Origin of the sequence: Nitrospirillum amazonense (assembly GCF_007828035.1) — a bacterium.
Lineage (GTDB): Bacteria > Pseudomonadota > Alphaproteobacteria > Azospirillales > Azospirillaceae > Nitrospirillum > Nitrospirillum amazonense.
In genome coordinates this window covers 116,670-138,734 of the sequence record NZ_VITV01000002.1, presented here as the reverse complement: position 1 = coordinate 138,734, position 22,065 = coordinate 116,670, and the positions used below count along the sequence as shown (strand labels likewise).

Below are 22,065 nucleotides of genomic sequence, written 5' to 3'. Positions count from 1 at the left end.
CCGCTTACGGCTTCCAGCTTTCGACCACCGCCCGCGCCACGCCGGCGATGAAGGCATCCGCCCGCTCCCGTGGGCCTTGCACACTGGCGACGTAAACCGCCACGGCGTAGCGGTGGCCATCCGGCGCCGTCATCAGGCCCACGTCGTTGTTGGCCAGGGTCACGCCTTCGACAGAAGGCCCTGCTCCCGGCTTGTGCGCCACGGTCCAGCCTGCCGCCAGGCCGGCCTTCAGACGGTTGGGCTGGGTGGTGGTGTGGTCCAGGATGTCCAGCAGGCGCCGGGTGCTGGCCGGGCTCAGCAGCTCGCCCTTGTCCAGCCGCTCAAGCAGCAGGGCCATGGTGGCCGGCTGGGCCGTGTCGCGCGGGTCGCTGAGATAGGCCTCACGCTTGGCCAGGCGGGTGGCGACTGGCACGGCGTCGGCCGCGGCCTTGAACGCCGCCGGCTCGACATAGGCGTCCTTCCAGGTGAGGCCCAGGATATCGCTTTGCAGGTGGCGCTCATCGCGGTCCACGCGGATGCCGTCCAGCCCCCGGGCCGTCAGCGCGGCCTGCACCACCGCCGGCCCGCCGATCAGGCGCAGCACGGTGTCGGCGGCGACGTTGTCGCTGTCCGCCACCATGCGCGCCATCAGATCGTCCAGCGTGGTGGTCCAACCGGCGGGGGTAATGTTCTTGGCCAGCGGCTGCCAATAGACGGAACGGTCCCGGGGGTAGAGCGTGACCTTTTGCGCCAGGTCCATGCGGCCGTGATCCACCAGATCCAACAGCGCGATGGCCACCGTCAGCTTGAACACGCTCTGCTCGGGAAAGCGCTCCCGCGCCTTCACCCCCGCCTCGGCACCGGTGAGCCCATCGCGCACAGCGATGCCCGCCCGGCCGGGGAATTCGTGGGCCAGCCGGTCCAGGCGCGCCTGCAGCACCGGCATGTCCAGGGAACCGGCGCCGGCGGGTTCTGCGACGGCAAAGCAGAGGGCGGCGGCGGCGCAGGCCGCGCGCAGCGTCGATGTCAGCATTGGAAAGGTCCCCATCCCTCTCGGGCCTGCCGAAGATCGGCTGCCACGGAGGAGTGCCCGGAAACTATGGTGGAAGCGTGGCGGCCAAGCCGACCAGCATCAGACCTTGGTGGTCAGGTCGGTCAGCTTGCTCAGCAGATAGTCCAGATCGTCGCTGGCCATTTCCTCGAACTGGGTGAGGATGCGTTCCAGCATCTTGCGGCGATGGCGCTCCAGGTCATGCTCGCCGCCGTCGAACTCCGTCTCGTTGGCGACGTCCAGCGCCACCTTGATGGCCGGGTAGATCGACTGCGGCATGCCGGTGCGATCGAACAGCGCCTTCATGCCCAGCTTGCCGGCATCGTGGATCAGCATGCGGGCGTTGGGCGTGGGGATGCGGGCCAGCTGGGCCAGCGCCACCTCGAAGAAGGCCACGTCGCCCATGCACAGCGACCGCAGCAGCAGCGACGGCGACAGGCGGCCGTTGCGGTACAGCTGTTCCACCAGCGTTTCCAGCTGGGCGTCGGTGGCGACCCCCACCAGCTCATAGGTCGCCTTTTCGCGGCCCTGCAGGACGATGTCGCTGGCGACGTCGGCCGGCAGTTCATGCCGTTCCACCAGCCGCTCGCGCAACTGTTCCGACACCATGGTCACCAGGCGCTCGGCAATGGTGACGGGCAGGCTGCCCCGCTCGATCATCGGGGCGTGGACGGCGTCGCTCTTGGGGAAGCGGTTCAGCACGCGGGTCAGCGCCGCCTCATTCACCTTGGCGGCCTCGTTGGCCATCAGGGTGGCGACGGCGGTCTCGGCGCCATTATCCACCAGCGCGTCGGCTACCCCCTCCGACACGTCGGGACGCTTGGCCACGGCCGATTGTTTGGCCTCCGAACCGGTCTTGATCAGTTCGATCAGGTCGGCGTCGGTCAACACCGACGACAGTTCGATGAAGGGCAGCGACACCTCTTCCACGTCGCGCGCCAGTTGCAGGGCGACGTCGCGGGGAATCGCGGGGTAGGTCTTCAGGCTCTCCGACAGGGCGGAACGGACGCGCACGGCGGCGTCGCGCGCCATCAGGCGGACGATGTCCTCGGCCAAGGCCCGTTCGGAAGGGGAAAGCTGATCCGCGCCGAACTGGGCGGCAACCTTGGTGGCCATTTCGGCCCGGGTCGTGGCGGATGGATCGGCCAGAAGCCGTTGCACATCCTGATGCGTCAAGGTCTCGGACATTGGCAGGGCAACCCGCTCCCTTCGCTACCGACCGGCCACCTGGCTTTCCATCCCCACCCCTCGGCCGTCATGCGCGGCCGGACCGGGGGTACCAGGCTTCACCACCATTAAGGTTCCCGATGCACGCCGGGTAACCATTGCCCAGTAATAATACAGCCTTCCCCGTCTTGGCCAACGCCATTTGGGTGATATTCCCCGCCTATGCCCAGGGGCTGCTACGCGGGATCCGCCATAGGGGATTGCTGACGGTTGCGCCGACGCAGCGCGCGCTCCAGCTCCTGGATGCGGCCGTCCACGTCCACCAGCCGTTCCGATGTCACTTCGAGATCGCGGTCCTCATAGACGTAACTGCCGGGGCGTTCCGCCTGCCAGCGACCGACAGTTGCATCTCTTTCTTGCAAAAGCTCAATAATTTCATAGCGGTACAGATTAACGACCGCGGTGATCCAGCGGTTCAGCGGCCAGGACGGCCGGGCGTGGTCGATCTGGAAGCCTTCCAGCATCCGCACCACGTCGGCCGCCGCGTACCAGGTTTCCCCTGTCACCCAGCGGTTGGTGGTGAACAACCGTGTCACCCGGCCCATGCCGTCGATGGAAATCCCCACCAGGTGGCTGAGCGCGGCGTTGCCGTCGGAGTCGGGCTGGAGATCGGGCAAGGGCGCCGGCGCCACCCCATCCGGCATGCCCAGGGGCCTCATGAAGGTGTGAAAATGCCCCATCTCCTCACCAACCAGTTCCGACTCCGGGTGGGCGTGGAAGTAGTATTGGGCGTGGTATTCGCTGTCGTAGACATCCCCCGGCGGATGATGGTGCCAGGGGTCCAGCGGCGGCACCACGTCGCGCAAGACCTCGCTCAGCACAGTGTCGCCGGTCTTGGCCAGCACCCGCGTGCATAGGCTGACTTCGCGCGCGGCCTCCACCAGCCGGGTCAGGGTCTCGTATGGCAGGCCATCGACAACGGAACTGCCGCGCGCGGGGCCCCGGAGGAAGGGCATGGCCGTTCCCTTCCCTTAGACGCCGCCGCCGGCGCGCCGCCCGGGCTGCAAGGCCCATTCGGCCACCTGCCGGGCCAGCGTGTGGAAGGCCTCGTCATAAGCCGCCAGCACGGCGGGGAAGCCCGTGGACTTGGCCGGCACCCGGATTTCGAAGCCCTGGCTTTCCTGGATGGTGCGGCGGGGCAGCGTCACCATCTTGCACTGGACACGGACATGCACGGTGGGCACGTCCTCCACCGTCGCGTGGGGATATTCCGCCTGGAAATCGCGGATATCGGTCAGCAGGACATAGTCGGCGCGCAGGCCCGACCCCTCGCGTCCCACACCCGAGATACGGCCGGAATATTCGAAGGACTCGATCAGCAGGCCCTGCACCATCTCCGGCATCGGGTCCTGCCACTCGGCATCAAAATAACCGAAGTCCCCCTCCAGGCGGCGCAATGCGATTCGCGTGGTGTTCAGCACCGAGGTGGTGGTGGGCACGCCCACCAGCAGCTGCCAGCCCACGGGCGGAGCCGGCGAGAACTCGCGCGCGGCCGTCAGCCGCACCACGTGCGGCGGGCTGTCGAACACGGAACAGGCGGGCAGCGCCCCCAGCGCCAGGCCGCCGCCCATCACCCCCATCCCGCGCGCCAGCAGGCGGCGCCGGCTCATCGTACCCTTGTGGGCCCCCCTCATTTCACCTCCACCCCACGCTGCCGGCCACCGAACAAGAAGCCGGACGGATCGTTCTCGATACGGTTGGTCACCCGCGACAGGTTGTTGCTGAGCGTGCGCAGGTCACCGATCAGCTGGGTCAGGTCATAAAGGCCGCTGGAGGTGAAGTCGCGGATGGGCCCGCGATTCTCCTCCACCATGCCGCGCAGCTGCTCCACGGTCTGGTTCAGGTTGCGGGTCAGGACCTTCACGTCCTCCGCCGACTGGTTCAGGTTGCCGCTGATGCGCTTGGCGTCGCTGCCCACCGTGTTCACGGTGGTGCGGGTATCGACCAGCAGCGCCTCGGTCTGCTTGCTGATCTCGCGCACACTGCCGCGCAGCTCGTTCACAAGATGGCCTGCGTCCTGCACCGTGCCGTTGGCGGCCCCGGCGGTGGACGCCAGGTTGGCCAACATGGAGGCGAAGGCCTTCTGGTTGTCCGGCGTCATGAAACCCGCCAGGCTGTCAGACAGCTTGATCAGGTTTTCCAGCAGGTGGGGCGCCTCCTGCAGCAGTGAGGCGATGTTGCTGGGGCGCGAGGGGATGACGGGCACGTCGACGTCGTTCTGCGTCTCGCGCAGCAGCGGCGCCTCCTGGCTGCCGCCGGCGATCTCGACATAGACGCCGCCGGTAACGCCCACCGGCTCCAGCGAGGCCACGGCGTCGGACTTGATGGGGGTGTCCTTGGGCACCTCCACCTTCACCTCGATGCGTTCCACGTTGCCGGGATCGATGCGGATGTCGGTGACGCGGCCCACGGCCACGCCGCGATAGCGCACGGGGCTGCCCGCCACCAGGCCGGTGACGGAGCCTGAGAAATAGATGCGGTAAGGGGTCGACGCCTTGTCGAACTGGACCTTGGCCAGCCAGACGATGGCGATGAACAGGGCCGCCGTCAGTGCCAGGATGAACCCGCCGACGAGCGCGTAGCTGGCGCGCGTTTCCATGTGAATTCAGCCCCTAACTGCTCAGCTCTTCACGGCCGCGCGGCCGCGCGGTCCATGGAAGTAGTCATGGATCCAGGGATGCGTGTCCGCCAGCAACATGTCAATGGTTCCCACCCTCATCTTACGGTCGACCAGCACCGCGATGCGATCGCAAATGGCATAAAGGCTGTCCAAATCATGGGTAACCATGACGACGGTCAGGCCCAAGCTGCGCTGTAATGTCCCAATCAGCTCATCGAAAGCCGCGGCACCGATGGGGTCCAGGCCGGCCGTCGGCTCATCCAGAAACAGGATTTCCGGATCCAGCGCCAGGGCGCGGGCCAGGCCGGCGCGCTTGCGCATGCCGCCCGACAGCTGGGACGGGTATTTGGAGCAGCTGTCCGGCGGCAGGCCCACCATGGAAATCTTGATGCGGGCCAGTTCCTGGATCAGACAGTCCTCAAGATCCGTGTGCTCCTTCAGCGCCACCATGACGTTCTCCGCCACGGTCATGGAGCTGAACAGGGCGCCGTCCTGGAACAGCACGCCCCAGCGGCTCTGGATAGTGCGACGGGCGGCGCTGTCGGCCGTCCACATGTTGGTGCCCAGCACCTCCACCCGGCCGGCGGTGGGGCGCAACAGGCCGATGATCTCCTTCAGCAGCACGGACTTGCCCGTGCCGGACCCGCCGACCACGCCCATCACCTCGCCCCGGCGCACATCCAGATCTACCCCGTCATGCACCGTCTGGCGGCCGAAGCGGGTGACCAGGCCGCGCACCTGGATGACCGGCGTCATGTTGTCTCCCACCGGGTCTCCCACCAGGTTGCCCCCCTCTGAGTTGCCAAGGCTCATCGGCGTCCCTCAGATCTTGAGATAGGAGAAAAGGATGGAGAACAGCGCGTCGAGCACGATCACCAGGAAGATGGATTCGACCACCGACCGGGTGGTCAGCTTGCCCACGCTTTCGGCGCTGCCGGTCACGTTCAGGCCCTCGAAGCAGCCGACCAGCGAGATGACCATGGCGAAGACCGGCGCCTTGATCAGGCCCACCAGCATGGTGGTCGGGCTGACCGCCACCTGCAACTGCCGCAGGAACTGGCCCAGCGTGATGTCCAGCGTGCCGTAGGACATGACCGCGCCGCCGAACAGCCCCACCACGTCGGCGTAGAAGCTGACCAACGGCAGGGCCACGAACAGGGCGGCCAGGCGGGGCAGCACCAGCATCTCGATGGGGTCCAGCCCCAGCACCTGCATGGCGTCCACCTCCTGGTTCACCTTCATGGTGCCGATCTGCGCGGTGAAGGCGGAACCGGAGCGGCCGGCGACGATGATGGAGGTGATCAGCACCCCCAGTTCGCGCAGGATGCCGATGCCCAGCAGGTTGACGACAAAGATTTCGGCGCCGAATCGCCGCAGCTGATCAGCACTCTGATAGGCCAGCACCACGCCGATCAGGAAGGTCAGCAGGCCGATGATGGGCAGGGCGTTCAGGCCCACCTGTTCCAGGTGGAAGAAGAAGGCCGTCCAGCGGAAACGGCGCGGATTACGGGCTACGCGGGCGATGGTGATGAACACCAGCCCGAAGAAGCTCAGCAACTGGAACGCGTCCTGCGCCAAGCTGAAGGCACCCTTGCCCACCCGCTCCAGCAGGTCGTGAAAGGGCCGGTGCGGCGTGGTGACCTCGGGATGGCGCACCACGGCGCGACGCACGTCGCGCAGCAGGGTGCACTGGGCCGGCGTCGCGCCGACCACGGCTACCGTCTCCCCCTCCGCCCGCAGGCGCTCGATCAGGCGGTCCAGCACCAGGGCGCCGGCGGTGTCCATGCCCGACAGGCCGGACAGGTCCAGCAGCACCTGGCCCGGCTTGCGCTCCGGCTTCAGGCGGGTCAGCGCCGTGTCCAGATGCTCCGCCCCCGCCAGATCCCAACGGCCCAGTGCGGCCAGCAACCAATGGTCGCCGTCCCATGCCGTCTTGATCACGCCGCTGCCTGCCGCCGCCATCTCGCCCCTTCGCCGTCCCCGCCCCCTCCTGACGGGGGCGCCGGGCGGCCTTGCTCGTCCTTCACTTGACAGAAAGGCCCGCTGCGGGTCAACAGCAGCGGCCGCGAGGTGTCCATTGGGCGGTTGCGGCACGGCTTGGCGCTGGCATGCCGGACCAGCCTCCCCTATGATTTCGCGCCCCGGGACCGGGGCGTTTCCGTTTCCCCCGAGGCCTTTCCCCATGGACCTGAAGAGCCACATCCGCGGCGTCCCGGACTATCCCAAGCCCGGCATCCTGTTCTACGACATCTCGCCGCTGCTGGCGCACGCCGACGCCTGGGCCGTCGCCATGGGCCGCATGGCCCGACTGATCCAGGAAACGGGCATCGATTTCATCGTGGGCATCGAGTCCCGCGGCTTCCTGATGGCCGCCCCCCTGGCGCTGAAGTTGGGCCTGGGCTTCGCCATGGTGCGCAAGAAGGGCAAGCTGCCGGGCGACGTGGTGCGCCACTCCTATGATCTGGAGTACGGCAGCGACACGGTGGAGATCCAGGCCGACCTGGTGAAACCCGGCCAGCGCGTGGTGGTGGTGGACGACCTGCTGGCCACCGGCGGCACCATGACCGCCGCCATCAAGCTGTTGCGCGACGTCGGCGCCGACGTGCGCGCCGCCGCCTTCCTGATCGAGCTGGACTTCCTGGAAGGCCGCAAGAAGCTGGATGTGCCGGTGCTGTCGCTGCTGAACTACGACAAGTAGGTCAGCAGACCCTCAGACGCCGGGCGGGCGCATCCGCGCCCTTGGGCTTATCCTCGCGTTTCAGTCCGCTACGCTCCCCAAAACGCTCCGGCGGCCCCCCATTTACGTAAACAGGGCCGTGGCCTACCAGGGCATGAGGCTCCTCCTCATGCCCTTGGTACATCACGAGCGGCTTGCCTCGCTGTCGTGCCACCGCCGGAGCGCCAGGCGCTGCACCAGAGACAGCAGCGCGAAGATGGTGATGCCCAGCAGGGAAAGCAGCGCCAGGGCCGCGAACATGCGGGGCGTGTTCAGGCGGTTGCTGGCATCAACGATGCGCCAGGCCAGGCCGCTACCCGTCCCCGACCCCGCCACGAACTCCGCCACCACGGCGCCGATCAGCGCCAGCCCGCCCGAGATCTTCATGCCGGCCAGCAGGTAGGGCAAGGACGAGGGCAGCTCCAGCCGCCACAGCACTTGCCACTTGCTGGCGCCGTACAGCCGGAACAGGTCGCGCAAGCCCGCGTCGGCGGAGCGCAGGCCCAGGGTGGTGTTGCCCAGGATGGGGAAGAAGGCGACGATCCAGGCCAGGATCAGCTGCGCCAGGTCCACCCGCTCATACCCCACCCAGACCAGCAGCAACGGCGCGATGGCCATCACCGGTGTCACCTGCAGGATGACGGCGTAGGGATAGAGGGCGGAGGCCAGCAGCGGCGACCGGGTGAACAGAATGGCCAGCGCCACCCCGCCCACCACCGCCAGGGCGAAGGCCTGTAGGGTCACGGTCAGCGTGAACCACAGCGACAGGCCCAACGTGTTGGGATCGGCCAGCAGCGCCGCCACCACCGCGCTGGGCGGCGGCAGGACGAAGGCGGGGATGGCCAACAGGCGCACCAGTCCCTCCCAAGCCGCCAGGACGATCCCGCCCAGGATGACGGGGGCCACGCGACGCACCGTGTTCATGCCGCACTCTCCCCCGATGGCCGCCCCGGTGGCCGCATAGCCTCCGCCAGAGCCAAGGAAACCGTGCGGCACGCGGCGGCGTATCGGGCGTCGGTGCGCAGGGCCTCGTCCCGGGGATAGGGCAGATCCAGCGGGATGTCGGCATGGATGCGTCCCGGCCGGGGGGCCATGACGATGGCGCGATTGGCCAGGTACACGCCCTCATAGACGCTGTGGGTCACGAACATGGCGGTGAAGCGCTGCTCCCGCCACAGGGCGAGCAGGTCGTCGTTCAGCTTCTGCCGCGTGATCTCATCCAACGCCGCGAACGGCTCATCCATCAGCAGCAGGCGCGGCCGGGTGACCAGGGCGCGGGCGATGGAGGCGCGCATCTTCATGCCGCCCGACAGCTCACGCGGATAGGCCCGGGCGAAATCGGCCAACCCCACCTGGGCCAGCAGGGCGCTGACGCGGGCGTCGGCTTCGGCGCGCGGCACCTTGGCCAGGTCCAGCGGCAGGCGGACATTGTCCTGGATGCGGGCCCAGGGCATGAGTGTCGGCTCTTGAAAGACCATGCCTATCCCACCTGGGCCGATACCGCCGGTGGCGGCCGGCTGGGCCCAGGCGATGCGGCCGGACGTGGGTGCCACCAGGCCGGCGACATGGCGCAGGATGGTGCTCTTGCCGCAGCCGCTGGCGCCGACGATGGCCAGGAACTCCCCCGCGCCCACCGCCAGCGAGATGTCGGTCAGCGCCAGCGTCCCGTTGGGATAGCGCTTGGTCACGCCCTGCAATTCCAGGAAGGGTGCCGGCCCCTGCCCCATCATGTGATCCCGTCTCCAGCCGATGCGGCCTTAACCTTTACCGATGCCGAGAGCGGCGCGCCACCCTTGCTAGACCGGCCGGGGTAGCCGATCATGGTAAAAGCCTTCTGTCACGGGCGGGTTGAATGGGGCGGCGAATCCCGCTACCTGATAAGGGTGCGCGGATGGGCCGCCGGTCTGGCCCCCGCCTTGTTCGTTCCCAAGGAGATCCTGGTGACCCTGCCGATCCGCTTCGACGACGAAGAACCCGACGCCCCCGAGTCCGCTCCGGAAGGCGGCAAGGAGGAGAAGTCCAAAGGCGCGCCCTTCTCCCCCGTGGCCCAAAGCCTGTTCAAGAGCCGCACCATCCTGCTTTTCGGTGAGATCAACCAGAAGATCGCCGAGAGCACGGTCGCCCAGCTGCTCGCCATGGCGGCCGAGAGCGACGACCCCATCCGCCTGGTGATCAACTCCCAAGGCGGCCATGTCGAAAGCGGCGACAGCATCCACGACGTGCTGCAGTTTATCCGCCCGCGCGTCCTGGTCCTGGGCACCGGCTGGGTGGCCAGCGCCGGCGCGCACATCTTCCTGGGTGCGGCCAAGGAAAACCGCTACTGCCTGCCCAACACCCGCTTCCTGATCCATCAGCCGATGGGCGGCACCGGCGGCCAGGCCACCGACATCGCCATCGAGGCGCGCGAGATCGTGAAGATGCGCAAGCGTCTGAACAGCATCATCGCCCGTGAGACCGGCCAGCCGCTTGAGAAGATCGAGCAGGACACGGACCGTAACTTCTGGATGTCGGCGGAAGAGGCCAAGGATTACGGCATCGTCACCCACATCATCAGCAAGGCCGACGACCTGAAGTAAACCCTTGAGCTTCAGAGACCCGATGCCTTGATACGTCGATCAAAGCCGCCCGCGCCCCCGGCGCCGGCGGCTTTTTTCTTGGCCCCGATCGCCCCTTCTGGTCCGGAGTTCCGCATGCCCGACACCGCCGCCTTCCCCCTGTTCTACCCCACCTACCAGCCCTTCATGGGGGAACGGTGGGAGATGCGGCTGGCGGCCCTGGTCATCTGCCCCGGCTATTGGTCCGGGCCGCGCATGGTGGAAAACATGGCGGCGCTGATCCGCCACGACAGCGGCAACACCCGCGCCTGGATGTCGATGACGCCCATGGAAACGGAAAGCCAGGAGATCGGCTGTCAGCTGGCCAGTGGTCGTACGGTGGTGATGGGCATGGGCATGGGCTGGGCCGTGGCCAACGCCGCCCTGAACCCCGCCGTCACCGCCGTCACCGTGGTGGAGTTCGATCCGGAAGTGCTGGCGGCGGTGGAACAGTCGGGCATCTTCCGCCAGTTGCCGCCCGAGGCCGCCGCCAAGATCACCATCCACCAGGGCGACGCCTACACCTGGACGCCGGTGGACGACCAGCCCTTCGACACCCTGCTGGCCGACATCTGGCTGCCGCTGCACGGCCTGGACCGTGAGGCCCAGGTGCGGACCATGGCCGCCAACACCGGCGCCACCCGGATCTATTTCTGGGGCCAGGAGATGAACATGGCCTGGCGCCTGAAGGAACTGGGCCTGCCCGTGGACGCGGCCGGCATCGCCCGCGTGGTGGCGGAATGGGGCCTGCCCCTGCTGGGCCCGGACCAGCCCGGCTATGCGGAACGGGCGGCGGCGGCGGCCGAGCGCTGGCTGCGCGCGCCCGAATAAGCGACCTTCACAAAGTTCCCGGACCGCCATCCCGTAGCGTCATGCCTCCTGCTGCAACGCAGCATGACAGCGCTTACCTATTTTCGGCGATGCTAAGGGCATCCCCGACAGCGTCGCCGATTCCGGAGTGATTCCAGTGCCATTGCCCCTGCTCGCCCTCGCCATCGCCTCCTTCGGTATTGGCACGACCGAGTTTGTGATCATGGGCATGCTGCCGGATCTGGCGCAGGATCTGCGCGTCACCATCCCGCAGGCCGGCATGCTGGTCACCGCCTATGCCTTGAGCGTGGTGGTGGGCGCCCCCATCCTGGCGGTATCGACCGCGCGGCTGCCGCGCAAAAGCGCGCTGATCGGTCTGATGGGCATCTTCATCTTCGGCAACTTCTGCTGCGCGGTGGCGCCCACGTACGGGCTGCTGATGGCGGCGCGCATCGTCACCGCCCTGTCGCACGGCACCTTCTTCGGCATTGGCGCCGTGGTGGCGGCTGGCCTAGTGCCGCGGCACAAGCGGGGCCAGGCCATATCCCTGATGTTTTCCGGCCTGACGCTGGCCAACGTGCTGGGCGTGCCCCTGGGTACGGCGCTGGGGCATGAGCTGGGCTGGCGCGCCACCTTCTGGGCCGTGGTCGCCATTGGCGTCATCGCCGCCGCCGCCCTGACCCTGTGGCTGCCGCGCGGCTTGCCGGGCAGCAGCGGCGGCAGCCTGCTGGGCGAGTTCCGCGTGCTGGGCCGCCCCCAGGTCGCCATGGCCATGATGATCAGCGTCATCTCCTCCGCCAGCCTGTTCAGCGTGCTAACCTACATCACCCCGCTGCTGGAGCGTGTCACCGGCTTCACCCCCGATCAGGTCACCTACGTCCTGCTGTTATTCGGCGTGGGGTTGACGGTGGGCAACCTGGTGGGTGGGCGCCTGGCCGACTGGAAGATGATGCCCGTGGTCATGACCACCTTCGGCATCATCACCCTGATCCTGGTGGCCTTGGTATGGACCAGCGCCACGCCCCTGGGCGTCGTGCCCACGCTGGTGCTCTGGGGCATCGCCGCCTTCTCCGTCGGCTCCCCCTTGCAGATGCGGGTGGTGGACCAGGCGCGCGGCGCGCCCAACCTCGCCTCCACCCTGAATCAGGGCGCCTTCAACATGGGCAACGCGCTCGGCGCCTGGTTCGGCGGCATCGCCATCGACCATGGCGTAGCCTACGGGAATTTGCCCTGGCTGGGCGCAGGCCTGGCCGTCTGCGCCCTCAGCCTGACCGCCATCGCCGCCGCCACGGACAAGGGCGGCACGCAGGCGGATGGCGTGCAGGACGACGACGCTTGCCCCGGCTTCGCGCATTGACGTCGCTTCAATAGAAAAAATTTCGCCCCGTCTGGAATAATCCGCCGGCGGCGGCGTCAATGGGGGGTGCGGCCCCCTTGGGGGCCCGTTTCCAAGGCCGAAAGGGACCCCGCCCATGCCTGGCTATCGAGTTCAGGACATCCTCAGCCGCCGCAGCCTGGTGTCGCTGCTGGCCATCGCCGCCGTCGCGGGCGGGGCCACCGCCGCCTTCGCCTATGCCGGCGGCTGGCTGTCGCCCGGCCGGCTGCAGCCGGCCCAGATCGTGAACGCGCTGGAGGGCCATGACGGCAAACATGACGGCTTCCGTCGCGCCCATGCCAAGGGGCTATGCGTGGTCGGCCATTTCGACGGCAACGGCCAGGGCCTGGCCCTCAGCAAGGCCAGCCTGTTCCGCCAGGCCACCACCCCGGTCATCGGCCGCTTCTCGCTGGCCGGCGGCGTGCCCAACGCCGGTGACGGCCGCGTCACCTTCCACAGCCTGGCACTGAAGTTCGACCTGCCGCAGGGCGAACAATGGCGCATGGCGCTGAACCACGTGCCCGTGTTCCCCGTGGCCACACCGCAGGCATTCCTCGACTTCCAGCTGGCGACCACGCCCGACCCCGCAACGGGTAAGCCAGATCCGGCCAAGGTGCAGGCCTACATGGCGCAGCATCCGGAAACCAAGGCCTTTGCCGACTATATGGCCAAGGCGCCCCTGCCCAGCAGTTTCGCCAACGCCAACTACAACAGCGTCAACGCCTTCCGCTTCACCAACGACCGGGGCCAGACCCGGGTGGTGCGCTGGATCTTCACCCCCGAGGCGCCGTTCGAGGAGCTGGACAAGGCGACGCTGGCCGACCGGCCGCGCGACTTCCTGTTCGATGAGGTCGCGGGCCGCCTCGCCCAGGGCACGCTGGTTTGGCATCTGTCCGTCATCCTGCCCAACGCCGGCGATCCCACCGACGACGCCACTAAGCCCTGGCCGGACGACCGGCAGCGGGTGGAGGTCGGCACGCTGACCATCGACCGCGCGGTGGCCGAGGATGACGGCCCCTGTCGCGACGTGAACTTCGACCCCACCATCCTGCCCGCCGGCGTGTCGCCCTCCGACGATCCGCTGCTGGCCGCGCGTTCCTCCGTCTACGCCGTGGGCTACACCCGCCGCACAGGTGAACCCGCGGCTGCCAGCGCGCTGGCGGCCGACAAGGCCTTCCCCGCCCCCGCTTCCAGCCAGCCCGCCGCCAAGGAGTCCGCGCAATGAAATCGACCACGTTCAGCGGCGCCGCCCGGCTGCTGCATTGGCTGATGGCCGTTCTGATCATCGCCATGCTGTTCATCGGCGTGGGCATGGTCTCCACCGTCGGGGCCAGCCACGACTGGCTGGTGCCGCTGCACAAGTCGGTGGGCGTCACCCTGCTGCTGCTGGTGCTGATCCGCCTGGCCGTGCGTGCCGCCAAGGGCACGCCGCCGCTGCCGGCGGACATGCCGGCGCCGCAGAAGGCCGTCGCCCACCTGTCACACCTGGTGCTGTACGCCTTGATGATCGCCCTGCCGCTGGTGGGCTGGTCCATGCTGTCGGCCGGCGGCTACCCCATCACCGTCTGGGGTGCTGTGCACCTCCCGCCGCTGCTGTCGCCGGACAGGGGGCTGTACGCATCCCTGCGCCACCTGCACACCTATCTGGCGTACGCTTTGTTCCTCACGGTGATCGCCCACTTGTCCGCCGCCCTGATGCATGGCCTCATTTTCAAGGATGGCGTGTTCCAGAGCATGGCGGCCTGGCGCACCCGTCGCTGACGGTGGACCCCGGACCGAGGGATGCGTGCCATGAACGACATGATGCTGCTGGTCGAGCCGCTGATTCCTCCACTGCGCCGTTATGCCCGGGCGCTGGTGAAGGATCACGCCACGGCGGACGATCTGGTGCAGGATTGTCTGGAGCGGGCCATCACCCGCTGGCACCAGCGGCGGCAGGACGGTGACGCCCGCACCTGGCTGTTCACCATCCTGCACAACCTGGCCGTCAGCCATATGCGCCAAAACCGGCGGCGCGGCAGCCATGTCACCCTGGACGACGGTGTGGACGAGGCCATGATCGCCCGGCCGGCGACGCAGGAGGACGCGCTGCACCACGCCGATGTGATACAGGCCCTGCAAAGCCTGCCGGAGGACCAGCGCAGCGTGCTGTTGCTGGTATCGGTGGAAGACCTGACCTATGCCGAGGCCGCGCGGGTTCTGGACATCCCCATCGGCACCGTCATGTCCCGCCTGGCCCGGGCGCGGGAAAAGCTGTTGCAGAAGATGGAGGGCGCCCCCGCGCAGGAGGCTGCGAAGGGCGGCGCCACCATCCATCGCCCCGTTTTCGGCGCTGGAATTTTCAGGAGAGTGAAATGAACCCCGGCCGCCCCATCACCGAAGAAGACTTCCAGGCCTACGTCGACCACGCCCTGGACGAGCGGCGCCAAGAGGAGGTTGAGGAGTACCTGTCCACCCACCCCGACGCCGCCCGGCGGGTGGCCGCCTACGCCGCCCAGCGTCAGGCCTTGCGCGCCGCCCTGGCCCCCATCGCGGAAGAGCCGGTGCCCGACCGCCTGAATCTGGCCCGCCTGATCGAGGCGCGGCAACACCGCCAGGCGCACTCGTGGCTCTCTGCTCCGGGGGCCGGCCTCTGGCGCAACATCGCCGCCGCCGTGGCCCTGGTGCTGATCGGCGGGGCCGGCGGCTGGTCCATGCACGGCATCACCGCCGGCAAGGCGTCGATGAACCCTGAGAGCATGCTGACTCAGGAGGCCATGGACAATTACCGCGTCTACGCCGCCGACGCGGTGCGGCCGGTGGAGATGCATGCGGGCGAGCAGGAGCAGCTGCTGCGCTGGGTGTCGCAGCGGCTGGACCGCAAGGTGGCGGTGCCCGACCTGTCGGCCTCCGGCTACCGGTTCATGGGCGGGCGCCTGGTCGCCACCGCCCACGGCCCGGGCGCCATGTTCTTCTACGACGACAGCAGCGGCAACCGCATCGCCATGCTGGTGCGGCCCATGAAGCAGGACGGCGACGCCCCCATGACCGAGCACCAGAAGGACGATGTCGGCGGCGTCACCTGGTGCAACCGCGGTATGGGCTACAGCTTGGTGGCCGACGCCTCGGCCCAGGCGCTGCACCCCCTGGCGGACGAGGCGCGTCGGCAGCTGCGTACCAAGATTTGAGCTTTCGCGGGCATGGCGGCGAACCAAACGTCGTCCCCGCGCTTGTACAGATCGGTTACTGGATTAAAACGGCAACCACTAGGTTGCCGTTTTTGTTTGGGCAGGCTATAAAACAGCAACCAGGAGGTTGCGCAAAATGTCCGATCATATTCGCAAGTATATCGAGTTGAAGGCCCCCATCTCCCGGGTGTGGCGCGCCCTGACCGACCATGAGGAATTCGGCACCTGGTTCAGGGTCAAGCTGGACGGGCCCTTCGTCCCGGGCCAGGACGCGACCGGCCGTATCACCCATCCCGGCTATGAGCATGTGAAGTGGCGAGCCACCGTGGTGCGGATGGAGGAACCGCACCTGTTCTCTTACACCTGGCATCCCTACGCCGTGGATCCGGAGAAGGATTATTCCAGCGAAACACCGACCCTGGTGGAATTTAAGCTGGAGGAGCGGGACGGTGGCACCCTGCTGACCATCACCGAAAGCGGCTTCGACACCCTGCCCGACCATCGCCGGGTCGAGGCGCTGCGCATGAACGAGGGCGGGTGGACAGCCCAGGCGCACAACATCCGCGCCCATATCGAAGGGCCGATGAATGACTGAGGCCGTCGCGGCCAACCCCGCCGCCAACCCCGCCACGGTCTTCGCCGCCCTGGGCGATTCCACCCGCCTGTCCCTGCTGTCCCGCCTCAGCGATGGGCACGCGCGGTCCATCGCCGCCCTGTCGGCCGACACCACCCTGACCCGCCAGGCGGTGACCAAGCATCTGCACGTGCTGCAGGATGCCGGCCTGGTGGCCTGCGTGCGGGTGGGCCGGGAAAGCCGCTTCGCCTTCCAGCCGGAGCCGGTGGCGGCGGCGCGCGGCTATCTCGACGCCGTATCGGCACAGTGGGACGACGCCCTTTCCCGCCTGCGCGCCTTCGTGGAAGGCTGAGTTTTCCGCCTCTCAAAAAAAATTCAAAAAAATTTTCGTGCCCGGGAATAAAGCGATCTGGCCGGCGTCTTATTGGCATTCCCAGCGCGGGAAAAACAAAACCCCTCAACGCGATGTCAAATTAAAGGAGCTTAGGCCATGAACACCCGGACTCTGTCTGCGTCGATCAGGATCACCGTCGCCGCCGCCTTGACGGGCGCCGCCACCCTCGCCGCCCCGGCATTTGCCGCCCCGGTCGCCGCCCCCGAGGCCACCACCATCCAGCACACCTGCGAACAGACCCTGGGCCTGACCGTCAACGACAGTGGCTACGCGGCCTGCGTCGCCACGCTGGCCCAGGCGCGCGCCGCTGGGATACACGCCGCCAGCACCCAGCCGCAGACGGCCGCCAACACCGCCTGCGCGGACGTGGGCCTGGCCCCCGGCAGCGCCGACTATGGCCGCTGCGTCGCCAACCTGGACGGCGCCCTGACCCAGGCCCAGCTGTCCGCGAACTGAGCCTCCGCCCGCTCTCGAAGCGGGCATCCTTTAAAAATCCGCTCTTAAAAACCGACCTTCTCAACATGGAGTAAAGGCCATGAACACTCGGACTTTGCCGATGCTTATTAAAACCGGCGTCGTCGCCGCCCTGCTGGGTGCCAGTGTCGCCGCCCCGGCCTTCGCGGCCGCCCCGCTGACGGTCACCGTCACGGCCCCCGGCACCGCCACTGTCCAGCATGCCTGCCAGTCGACCTTGGGACTGACCGTCAACAACACCAATTATGCCGCCTGCGTCGCCACCCTGAACCAGGCCGTTGCCGCCGCCCAGCCCCAGAATCATCGCCCGGCACCCACCGGCAACGCTTGCGCCGAGGTGGGGCTTACGCCTGGCACCAACGGATTCGAACGCTGCGTCGCCAACCTGGACGGCGCGTTGAACCAGGTGCTGCTGGCCCCGAACTGACCGCCCCCTTTCGGCCCCGCGCCCTATCCCAGGGCGCGGGCCGCCGGCGGTCACATCAGCACGTGGCCCTTGGGCTGCGGCAGGGATGGCAGGTCCGTCTCCCCCAGCGCCTCGCGCAAATTGATCTCCATGGTATCAGCCAGGGCCTCGATGGGCAGGGCGTTGAGCCGGGTGCCGAACGGCTCCTCCAATTCGTCCCCCAGGGCGTCCAGGCCGAAGAAGGTGTAGGCCACCAGCCCGGTGATGAAGGGCGTGCCCCAGTGCAGGACGTCGGCGAAGCCGAAGGGCAGCAGGAAACAGAATAGATAGGCCGTGCGATGCAGCAACAGGGTGTAGCCGAAGGGCACCGGCGTGTTGCGAATGCGCTCGCACGCCGCCAGGACGGCCGACATGCGGCCCAGCGTGCTCTCCAGCACCGTGTACTGGATGTCGCTTACATAGCCGCCAGCCAGCAGCTCTGCCAGGACTTGGCCCATCTGGCGCAGCAGGAAATCCGGGCGGTTGCGGCTGGCCTCGAAGCCCGCCAGCTGGCCAGCCGACAGGAAGCGGCGCGGCTTGGTGGCGTCGCCGCCGGGCCGCAGGTGGCAGACCAAGGCGTGGCCAAAGGCCATGGCCAGGCGCAGCAGCTGGCGGCGCGCGGCCTTGGGCTCCTTCCCGCCCTGGCCCTCCCGGTCCAGCACCAGCGTCTGCCGGCCCAGGTCGCGCACGGTGTAGAGCAGCTGGCCCCAGTCCTTGCGCGCCTCCCACCAGCGGTCGTAGCAGGCGTTGTTGCGGAAGCCCAAGAACACCGACAGGGCGATGCCCAATAAGGCGAAAGGCGCGCCATTGAAGGCGGGCACCCAGCCCGGATGGGTGGCACGCGCCCATACCACGCCCGCTGACAACACGAAGATGACCAGCACCTGGGGCAGGATGCGCAGAACGATGGAGCCGCGCAGGATGAAGAACAGCCGCAACAGGCCGGGCCGGTCCCGGACGATCATGGTGGAGCTTCCGTCTGACAAGGACCGCGGCCTTCGGGGTGATGGCGACCGGCGGTTTTTCGGACGATGCACCCACCGTCGCCCCGAATCCAAACGCAAAATCAGGCGGCTGCCATCCGTTTCCTTAGCAGTGCGCCCTTAACTGCACCCAAACTGGCACAAATATAAAAAGAAGGTTGGATTGTACAAATATTCATAAAAATAACATCAGTGATTGTTCCATAAACAACTGAATTGTCCAATCCAGTAGATGCTCCCACCCTTATAAAACACCCATACACCGATAGCGTGCCGGACATTTGGCACGCCGACCCTTGAAGGAGATCATGCTATGTTGAAGTCTTCCGCCGCCGTCATCGCCACCCTGTTTGCCCTGGGCGCCCAGCCGGTCCTGGCCGCCGACGCAATGCCGACCGTCACCGTGCACCCGTCGATCGACCGCGCCTGCCAGGACGCCTTGCACGTCAGCCCCGCCGACACCCAGTACGCCGCCTGCGTCGCCAGCCTGAAGGAGACGCTGTCCATGACCAAGAAGATGCATGAGCAACGCAGCAAAACCGCCTGCGCCGAAGCCGGCCTGACCGCGGGCACCGAGATCTACGACCGCTGCGTCACCAACCTGAGCGGCGCGCTGCAGCAGGCCCAGACGACGGTGAACTGATGAACGACGCCTGCCCACGCAGCAGCCGCGCCACTCTCAGGGGCGAGGCTGTTGCTGGGTGATGCAATGGATGCCGCCGCCGCCGCGCACGATGTCCAGCGCCGGGACCTGCACGATCTGGCGGTCGGGGTAGAGGCGGCTGAACAGCTTGGCGGCCTCCGCATCCATCGGGTCTTCGAAGGCGGGCAGGACAACGCCGCCGTTGGCCAGGTAGAAGTTGGTGTAGGACAGGGTCAGGCGCACGCCCGCCTGTTCCTGCCGCGCCGGCGTGCGCAGGGTGACGATATCCAACTCCCGTCCCTGGGCGTCGGTCGCCATGGACAGCCGCTCGATATTGTCCTGGAAGGTGTCGAAGTTGGGATCGTCGGGATCGTCCGTCGTCATGGCCAGCACCAGGCCGGGGCGGATGAAGCACGCGATTTCGTCGATGTGGCCGTCGGTTTCGTCCTGCTCATACCCCCGGCCCAGCCAGATGATCTGGCGCACACCGAGGAAATCACGCAGATGCCCCTCGATCTCCCCCCGCGTCAGGCCGGGGTTGCGGTTGGGGTTCAGCAGGCATTCCTCGGTGGTGATCAGCGTGCCCTCGCCATCCACATGGAAGGAACCGCCCTCCATGATCAGCGGCGCCTTGAAGCGGGGAACATCCAGGCCCTTCAGGATTTCCGCCGCCACCTGGGTGTCGGCCTCGAAATCATCGTAGTTGCGGCCCCAGGCGTTGAAATCCCAGTCCACCCCGCCGATGCCGCCCTTGCCGTCGATGACGAAGCTGGGGCCGTTGTCGCGAATCCAGCTGTCGGACAGTGGCACCGGGATGACGCTGACCGGCGCGCCCGAGCACAGGATGGAGGCGTCGGCCACCTCCCCCGGCGAAGCCACGATGGTCACCGGCTCGAACTGCGCGATGGCCTTGGCCACGGCCGCATAGGCCTGGCGGGCGGCGTCCAGCCCATTGGGGAAGGTCTCCGCTCGGTTGGGCCAGGCCATCCAGCAGCGGTCGTGCGGGTGCCATTCACCGGGCATGACGAAACCCGCCGCAGCGGGGGAACCGGGGGTGTAGGTCATGGGCGCACATCTCCGCCACCGCCTGGGCCAGGCGGCATGTATCCGAAAAAGACAGTATCCAGCCAGGGTTACGGCCTGGCAATCAGCGCTTTGGACAAGTCCGCTTCCGAACCGCCGAGGAGACGTCAGGCCTTGCCGGCCTGGCTTTCCTCACGCTCGCGGATGCGGGCGCGGCGGGCCTCCAGAAAACCCGCCAGGCCGATGCCGGTGGCGACCACCGCCACCACGATGGTGGCCAGCGCGTTGATCTCCGGCTTCAGGCCCAGACGGATGGAGGAGAAGACGATCATCGGCAGGGTGGTGGAACCCGGGCCGGAGACGAAGCTGGTGATGACCAGATCGTCCAGCGACAGGGTGAAGGCCAGCAGCCAGCCCGAAACGATGGCCGGGGCGATGATGGGCAGGGTGATGACGAAGAACACCTTGGCCGGACGCGCGCCCAGGTCCATCGCCGCCTCCTCCAGCGAGGCGTCCATGCTGACCAGGCGCGACTGGATGACCACGGCCACGAAGGACATGGTGAAGGTGATGTGCGCCAGGATGATGGTCAGCACCCCACGTCCCGCCGGCCAGCCGATCAGCTGTTCCGCGCTGACGAACAGCAGCAGCAGCGCCAGGCCCATGATGACCTCGGGCATGACCAGGGGGGCGGAGATCATGCCGGCGAACAGGGCCCGGCCGCGGAAGGCACCGAAGCGGGCCAGCATCAGGCCGGCCACCGTGCCCAGCACCACGGCCCCGCAGGCGGTGGCGAAGGCGATGCGCAGCGACAGCCACGCCGCCTCCAGCATCTGCCCGTCCTCGATCAGCTCGTGGTACCAGCGCAGCGAAGCGCCGGTCCAGACGGTCAGCGAGCGGTTGTCGTTGAAGGAATAGACCACGAGAAGCACGATGGGCAGGTACAGGAAGGCCAGGCCCACGCCCAGCAAGACCATCGGCAGGCGGGACTTTTTCATCGGGCGGCCCCCTTGTCCTGGTCGCGGCCCTGGAAGTGCTGGAAGATCATGATGGGGCCCACCAGGAAGGCCAGCAGGGCGATGGCGACGGCGGAAGCCGAGGGCCAGTCACGGCTGTTGAAGAACAGGTTCCACAGCTCACGCCCGATCATCAGCGTATCGGATCCGCCCAGCAGCGAGGGGATGACGAACTCACCCACCGCCGGGATGAACACCAGCAGCGAGCCCGCGACGATGCCCGGCAGCGACAGCGGCAGGGTGATGGTCAGGAAGGACTTCCACGGCCGGGCGCCCAGGTCCGCCGCCGCCTCCAGCAGCGTGTGGTCCATCTTCTCCAGCGTCGCGTACAGCGGCAGGATCATGAAGGGCAGGTAGGAATAGGTGATGCCGATATAAACCGCGAGGTCCATGTACAGGATCTTCAGCGGCTCATGGATGATGCCGAGGCTGAGCAGCAGGTTGTTCAGCAGCCCCTCGTCCTTCAGGATGCTCATCCACGCGTAGACGCGGATGAGGAAGCTGGTCCAGAACGGCAGGATGATCAGCATCAGCAGCGGCCCGCGCCGTTTTTCCGGCGCCGTGGCGATGGCGTAGGCCATGGGGTAGCCGATGAAAAGGCAGCACAGCGTCGAGACGAAGGCGATCTTCAGCGAGTTCAAATAGGCCAGCAGGTACAGGTCGTCATCGAACAGCGCCTGGAAACCGCTGAAGCGGACGTGCACGTCCAGCCCGCCGTCCACCCACTCGATCAGCTTGGTGAAGGGCGGGATGCCCACCGCCGGCTCCGCCACGCTGATCTTGAGCACGATCAGGAAGGGGATGAAGAAGAACAGGACCAGCCAGGCGTAGGGGCCCAGGATCACGCCCCCCCGGCCGGTGAGGCCCAGGCGTCGGGTGACGCGCAGCACGCGGTCCTTGAGGGTGCGCGGCGCCACAGGCGGCAGGATGCCGGACGGCTGCGGTGCGGCGGAAGGCGACGGTACGGCCAAGGC

The 22,065-nt window shown here is 67.4% G+C and carries 26 protein-coding genes; 13 read left to right on the top strand and 13 right to left on the bottom strand.

The genetic code is table 11. The features are described 5' to 3' along the window. Positions 1-4: 4 nt before the first annotated feature. From bla to FBZ87_RS04615, 7 genes are all read right to left on the bottom strand, one after another. Positions 5-1,012 carry a class A beta-lactamase gene (bla, locus tag FBZ87_RS04645; protein ID WP_186454576.1) on the bottom strand — a complete coding sequence of 336 codons (1,008 nt, stop codon included), beginning with the start codon at positions 1,010-1,012 and terminating at the stop codon, positions 5-7. Positions 1,013-1,111: 99 nt separating this feature from the next. Then, positions 1,112-2,218 (bottom strand): SpbR family protein, encoded by a 1,107-nt coding sequence (spbR, locus tag FBZ87_RS04640; RefSeq protein WP_145609204.1) that lies wholly within the window; start codon positions 2,216-2,218, stop codon positions 1,112-1,114. Positions 2,219-2,433: 215 nt separating this feature from the next. Further along, positions 2,434-3,213 carry a DUF6969 family protein gene (locus FBZ87_RS04635; RefSeq protein WP_145609203.1) on the bottom strand — a complete coding sequence of 260 codons (780 nt, stop codon included), beginning with the start codon at positions 3,211-3,213 and terminating at the stop codon, positions 2,434-2,436. A gap of 15 nt (positions 3,214-3,228) precedes the next feature. After that, positions 3,229-3,891 carry an ABC-type transport auxiliary lipoprotein family protein gene (locus tag FBZ87_RS04630; RefSeq protein ID WP_145609202.1) on the bottom strand — a complete coding sequence of 221 codons (663 nt, stop codon included), beginning with the start codon at positions 3,889-3,891 and terminating at the stop codon, positions 3,229-3,231. Next, complete coding sequence (locus tag FBZ87_RS04625; protein ID WP_040846323.1) at positions 3,888-4,856, bottom strand: MlaD family protein; 969 nt, start codon at positions 4,854-4,856, stop codon at positions 3,888-3,890. Before FBZ87_RS04625 ends, FBZ87_RS04630 begins: the two co-directional genes overlap by 4 nt. Before the next feature lie 21 nt (positions 4,857-4,877). Beyond that, on the bottom strand, positions 4,878-5,633 hold the full coding sequence (locus FBZ87_RS04620; protein WP_145609201.1) for an ABC transporter ATP-binding protein: 756 nt from the start codon (positions 5,631-5,633) through the stop codon (positions 4,878-4,880). A gap of 66 nt (positions 5,634-5,699) precedes the next feature. Continuing rightward, positions 5,700-6,839 (bottom strand): MlaE family lipid ABC transporter permease subunit, encoded by a 1,140-nt coding sequence (locus tag FBZ87_RS04615; protein WP_145609200.1) that lies wholly within the window; start codon positions 6,837-6,839, stop codon positions 5,700-5,702. 220 nt (positions 6,840-7,059) lie between these two features. Between FBZ87_RS04615 and FBZ87_RS04610 the strand changes: the two genes are divergently transcribed. Continuing rightward, positions 7,060-7,575 carry an adenine phosphoribosyltransferase gene (locus FBZ87_RS04610; RefSeq protein WP_145609199.1) on the top strand — a complete coding sequence of 172 codons (516 nt, stop codon included), beginning with the start codon at positions 7,060-7,062 and terminating at the stop codon, positions 7,573-7,575. Between the two features lie 162 nt (positions 7,576-7,737). On the opposite strand, the gene FBZ87_RS04605 is transcribed toward FBZ87_RS04610, so the two are convergent. Together FBZ87_RS04605 and FBZ87_RS04600 are read right to left on the bottom strand one after the other, a co-directional pair. Next, positions 7,738-8,517 carry an ABC transporter permease gene (locus tag FBZ87_RS04605; protein WP_145609198.1) on the bottom strand — a complete coding sequence of 260 codons (780 nt, stop codon included), beginning with the start codon at positions 8,515-8,517 and terminating at the stop codon, positions 7,738-7,740. After that, the gene (locus tag FBZ87_RS04600; protein ID WP_145609197.1) at positions 8,514-9,323 is read right to left on the bottom strand and encodes an ABC transporter ATP-binding protein; all 810 of its coding nucleotides are present in this window, start codon (positions 9,321-9,323) and stop codon (positions 8,514-8,516) included. Before FBZ87_RS04600 ends, FBZ87_RS04605 begins: the two co-directional genes overlap by 4 nt. Before the next feature lie 210 nt (positions 9,324-9,533). Here FBZ87_RS04600 and FBZ87_RS04595 point away from each other — a divergent pair, with 210 nt between their 5' ends. From FBZ87_RS04595 to FBZ87_RS04545, 11 genes are all read left to right on the top strand, one after another. Next, positions 9,534-10,169, top strand: coding sequence for an ATP-dependent Clp protease proteolytic subunit (locus FBZ87_RS04595; protein WP_416235224.1), 636 nt, complete (start codon positions 9,534-9,536; stop codon positions 10,167-10,169). Positions 10,170-10,283: 114 nt separating this feature from the next. Beyond that, positions 10,284-11,018, top strand: coding sequence for a hypothetical protein (locus FBZ87_RS04590; protein WP_145609196.1), 735 nt, complete (start codon positions 10,284-10,286; stop codon positions 11,016-11,018). Positions 11,019-11,154: 136 nt separating this feature from the next. Then, positions 11,155-12,354: an MFS transporter gene (locus FBZ87_RS04585; RefSeq protein ID WP_145609195.1), complete on the top strand. Its 1,200-nt coding sequence runs from the start codon at positions 11,155-11,157 to the stop codon at positions 12,352-12,354. Positions 12,355-12,469: 115 nt separating this feature from the next. Then, a complete protein-coding gene (locus FBZ87_RS04580; protein ID WP_145609194.1) occupies positions 12,470-13,597 on the top strand; it encodes a catalase family peroxidase in 1,128 nt (375 codons plus the stop codon). Continuing rightward, positions 13,594-14,133 (top strand): cytochrome b, encoded by a 540-nt coding sequence (locus FBZ87_RS04575; protein ID WP_145609193.1) that lies wholly within the window; start codon positions 13,594-13,596, stop codon positions 14,131-14,133. Before FBZ87_RS04580 ends, FBZ87_RS04575 begins: the two co-directional genes overlap by 4 nt. 30 nt (positions 14,134-14,163) lie before the next feature. Then, entirely contained in the window at positions 14,164-14,730 is a 567-nt protein-coding gene (locus FBZ87_RS04570; RefSeq protein WP_145609192.1) for a sigma-70 family RNA polymerase sigma factor, read from the top strand. Next, positions 14,727-15,539: an anti-sigma factor family protein gene (locus tag FBZ87_RS04565; protein ID WP_145609191.1), complete on the top strand. Its 813-nt coding sequence runs from the start codon at positions 14,727-14,729 to the stop codon at positions 15,537-15,539. Before FBZ87_RS04570 ends, FBZ87_RS04565 begins: the two co-directional genes overlap by 4 nt. A gap of 136 nt (positions 15,540-15,675) precedes the next feature. Then, the gene (locus tag FBZ87_RS04560) at positions 15,676-16,134 is read left to right on the top strand and encodes an SRPBCC family protein (protein ID WP_145609190.1); all 459 of its coding nucleotides are present in this window, start codon (positions 15,676-15,678) and stop codon (positions 16,132-16,134) included. Beyond that, positions 16,127-16,465, top strand: a complete 339-nt coding sequence (locus FBZ87_RS04555; protein WP_145609189.1) for an ArsR/SmtB family transcription factor — start codon at positions 16,127-16,129, stop codon at positions 16,463-16,465. The genes FBZ87_RS04560 and FBZ87_RS04555 overlap by 8 nt, the downstream gene beginning before the upstream one ends. A 138-nt stretch (positions 16,466-16,603) precedes the next feature. Continuing rightward, entirely contained in the window at positions 16,604-16,963 is a 360-nt protein-coding gene (locus tag FBZ87_RS04550) for a hypothetical protein (protein WP_145609188.1), read from the top strand. 100 nt (positions 16,964-17,063) lie between these two features. Then, positions 17,064-17,408: a hypothetical protein gene (locus FBZ87_RS04545; RefSeq protein WP_145609187.1), complete on the top strand. Its 345-nt coding sequence runs from the start codon at positions 17,064-17,066 to the stop codon at positions 17,406-17,408. Between the two features lie 50 nt (positions 17,409-17,458). Here the strand turns inward: FBZ87_RS04545 and FBZ87_RS04540 are convergent, their stop codons facing one another. Beyond that, positions 17,459-18,391, bottom strand: a complete 933-nt coding sequence (locus tag FBZ87_RS04540) for a bestrophin family protein (RefSeq protein ID WP_145609186.1) — start codon at positions 18,389-18,391, stop codon at positions 17,459-17,461. 331 nt (positions 18,392-18,722) lie between these two features. Between FBZ87_RS04540 and FBZ87_RS04535 the strand changes: the two genes are divergently transcribed. Beyond that, positions 18,723-19,052, top strand: coding sequence for a hypothetical protein (locus FBZ87_RS04535; protein ID WP_145609185.1), 330 nt, complete (start codon positions 18,723-18,725; stop codon positions 19,050-19,052). A gap of 36 nt (positions 19,053-19,088) precedes the next feature. Here the strand turns inward: FBZ87_RS04535 and FBZ87_RS04530 are convergent, their stop codons facing one another. The 3 genes from FBZ87_RS04530 to FBZ87_RS04520 form a co-directional block, all read right to left on the bottom strand. Further along, a complete protein-coding gene (locus tag FBZ87_RS04530; protein ID WP_186454574.1) occupies positions 19,089-20,117 on the bottom strand; it encodes an agmatine deiminase family protein in 1,029 nt (342 codons plus the stop codon). A gap of 125 nt (positions 20,118-20,242) precedes the next feature. Next, positions 20,243-21,073, bottom strand: a complete 831-nt coding sequence (locus FBZ87_RS04525; protein ID WP_145609184.1) for an ABC transporter permease subunit — start codon at positions 21,071-21,073, stop codon at positions 20,243-20,245. Next, positions 21,070-21,981 (bottom strand): ABC transporter permease subunit, encoded by a 912-nt coding sequence (locus FBZ87_RS04520; RefSeq protein ID WP_145609753.1) that lies wholly within the window; start codon positions 21,979-21,981, stop codon positions 21,070-21,072. Before FBZ87_RS04520 ends, FBZ87_RS04525 begins: the two co-directional genes overlap by 4 nt. Between the last annotated feature and the right edge of the window lie 84 nt (positions 21,982-22,065).

Bases quoted from the DNA above. Each gene is read 5' to 3' on its own strand.
- FBZ87_RS04530 (WP_186454574.1), bottom strand. From the start codon at position 20,117: ATGACCTACACCCCCGGTTCCCCCGCTGCGGCGGGTTTCGTCATGCCC.
- FBZ87_RS04580 (WP_145609194.1), top strand. From the start codon at position 12,470: ATGCCTGGCTATCGAGTTCAGGACATCCTCAGCCGCCGCAGCCTGGTG.
- FBZ87_RS04615 (WP_145609200.1), bottom strand. From the start codon at position 6,839: ATGGCGGCGGCAGGCAGCGGCGTGATCAAGACGGCATGGGACGGCGAC.
- FBZ87_RS04590 (WP_145609196.1), top strand. From the start codon at position 10,284: ATGCCCGACACCGCCGCCTTCCCCCTGTTCTACCCCACCTACCAGCCC.
- FBZ87_RS04600 (WP_145609197.1), bottom strand. From the start codon at position 9,323: ATGATGGGGCAGGGGCCGGCACCCTTCCTGGAATTGCAGGGCGTGACC.
- FBZ87_RS04550 (WP_145609188.1), top strand. From the start codon at position 16,604: ATGAACACCCGGACTCTGTCTGCGTCGATCAGGATCACCGTCGCCGCC.
- FBZ87_RS04525 (WP_145609184.1), bottom strand. From the start codon at position 21,073: ATGAAAAAGTCCCGCCTGCCGATGGTCTTGCTGGGCGTGGGCCTGGCC.
- FBZ87_RS04560 (WP_145609190.1), top strand. From the start codon at position 15,676: ATGTCCGATCATATTCGCAAGTATATCGAGTTGAAGGCCCCCATCTCC.
- spbR (WP_145609204.1), bottom strand. From the start codon at position 2,218: ATGTCCGAGACCTTGACGCATCAGGATGTGCAACGGCTTCTGGCCGAT.
- bla (WP_186454576.1), bottom strand. From the start codon at position 1,012: ATGCTGACATCGACGCTGCGCGCGGCCTGCGCCGCCGCCGCCCTCTGC.
- FBZ87_RS04565 (WP_145609191.1), top strand. From the start codon at position 14,727: ATGAACCCCGGCCGCCCCATCACCGAAGAAGACTTCCAGGCCTACGTC.
- FBZ87_RS04545 (WP_145609187.1), top strand. From the start codon at position 17,064: ATGCTTATTAAAACCGGCGTCGTCGCCGCCCTGCTGGGTGCCAGTGTC.
- FBZ87_RS04635 (WP_145609203.1), bottom strand. From the start codon at position 3,213: ATGCCCTTCCTCCGGGGCCCCGCGCGCGGCAGTTCCGTTGTCGATGGC.
- FBZ87_RS04630 (WP_145609202.1), bottom strand. From the start codon at position 3,891: ATGAGGGGGGCCCACAAGGGTACGATGAGCCGGCGCCGCCTGCTGGCG.
- FBZ87_RS04610 (WP_145609199.1), top strand. From the start codon at position 7,060: ATGGACCTGAAGAGCCACATCCGCGGCGTCCCGGACTATCCCAAGCCC.
- FBZ87_RS04625 (WP_040846323.1), bottom strand. From the start codon at position 4,856: ATGGAAACGCGCGCCAGCTACGCGCTCGTCGGCGGGTTCATCCTGGCA.
- FBZ87_RS04540 (WP_145609186.1), bottom strand. From the start codon at position 18,391: ATGATCGTCCGGGACCGGCCCGGCCTGTTGCGGCTGTTCTTCATCCTG.
- FBZ87_RS04555 (WP_145609189.1), top strand. From the start codon at position 16,127: ATGACTGAGGCCGTCGCGGCCAACCCCGCCGCCAACCCCGCCACGGTC.
- FBZ87_RS04605 (WP_145609198.1), bottom strand. From the start codon at position 8,517: ATGAACACGGTGCGTCGCGTGGCCCCCGTCATCCTGGGCGGGATCGTC.
- FBZ87_RS04535 (WP_145609185.1), top strand. From the start codon at position 18,723: ATGTTGAAGTCTTCCGCCGCCGTCATCGCCACCCTGTTTGCCCTGGGC.
- FBZ87_RS04620 (WP_145609201.1), bottom strand. From the start codon at position 5,633: ATGACGCCGGTCATCCAGGTGCGCGGCCTGGTCACCCGCTTCGGCCGC.
- FBZ87_RS04575 (WP_145609193.1), top strand. From the start codon at position 13,594: ATGAAATCGACCACGTTCAGCGGCGCCGCCCGGCTGCTGCATTGGCTG.
- FBZ87_RS04570 (WP_145609192.1), top strand. From the start codon at position 14,164: ATGAACGACATGATGCTGCTGGTCGAGCCGCTGATTCCTCCACTGCGC.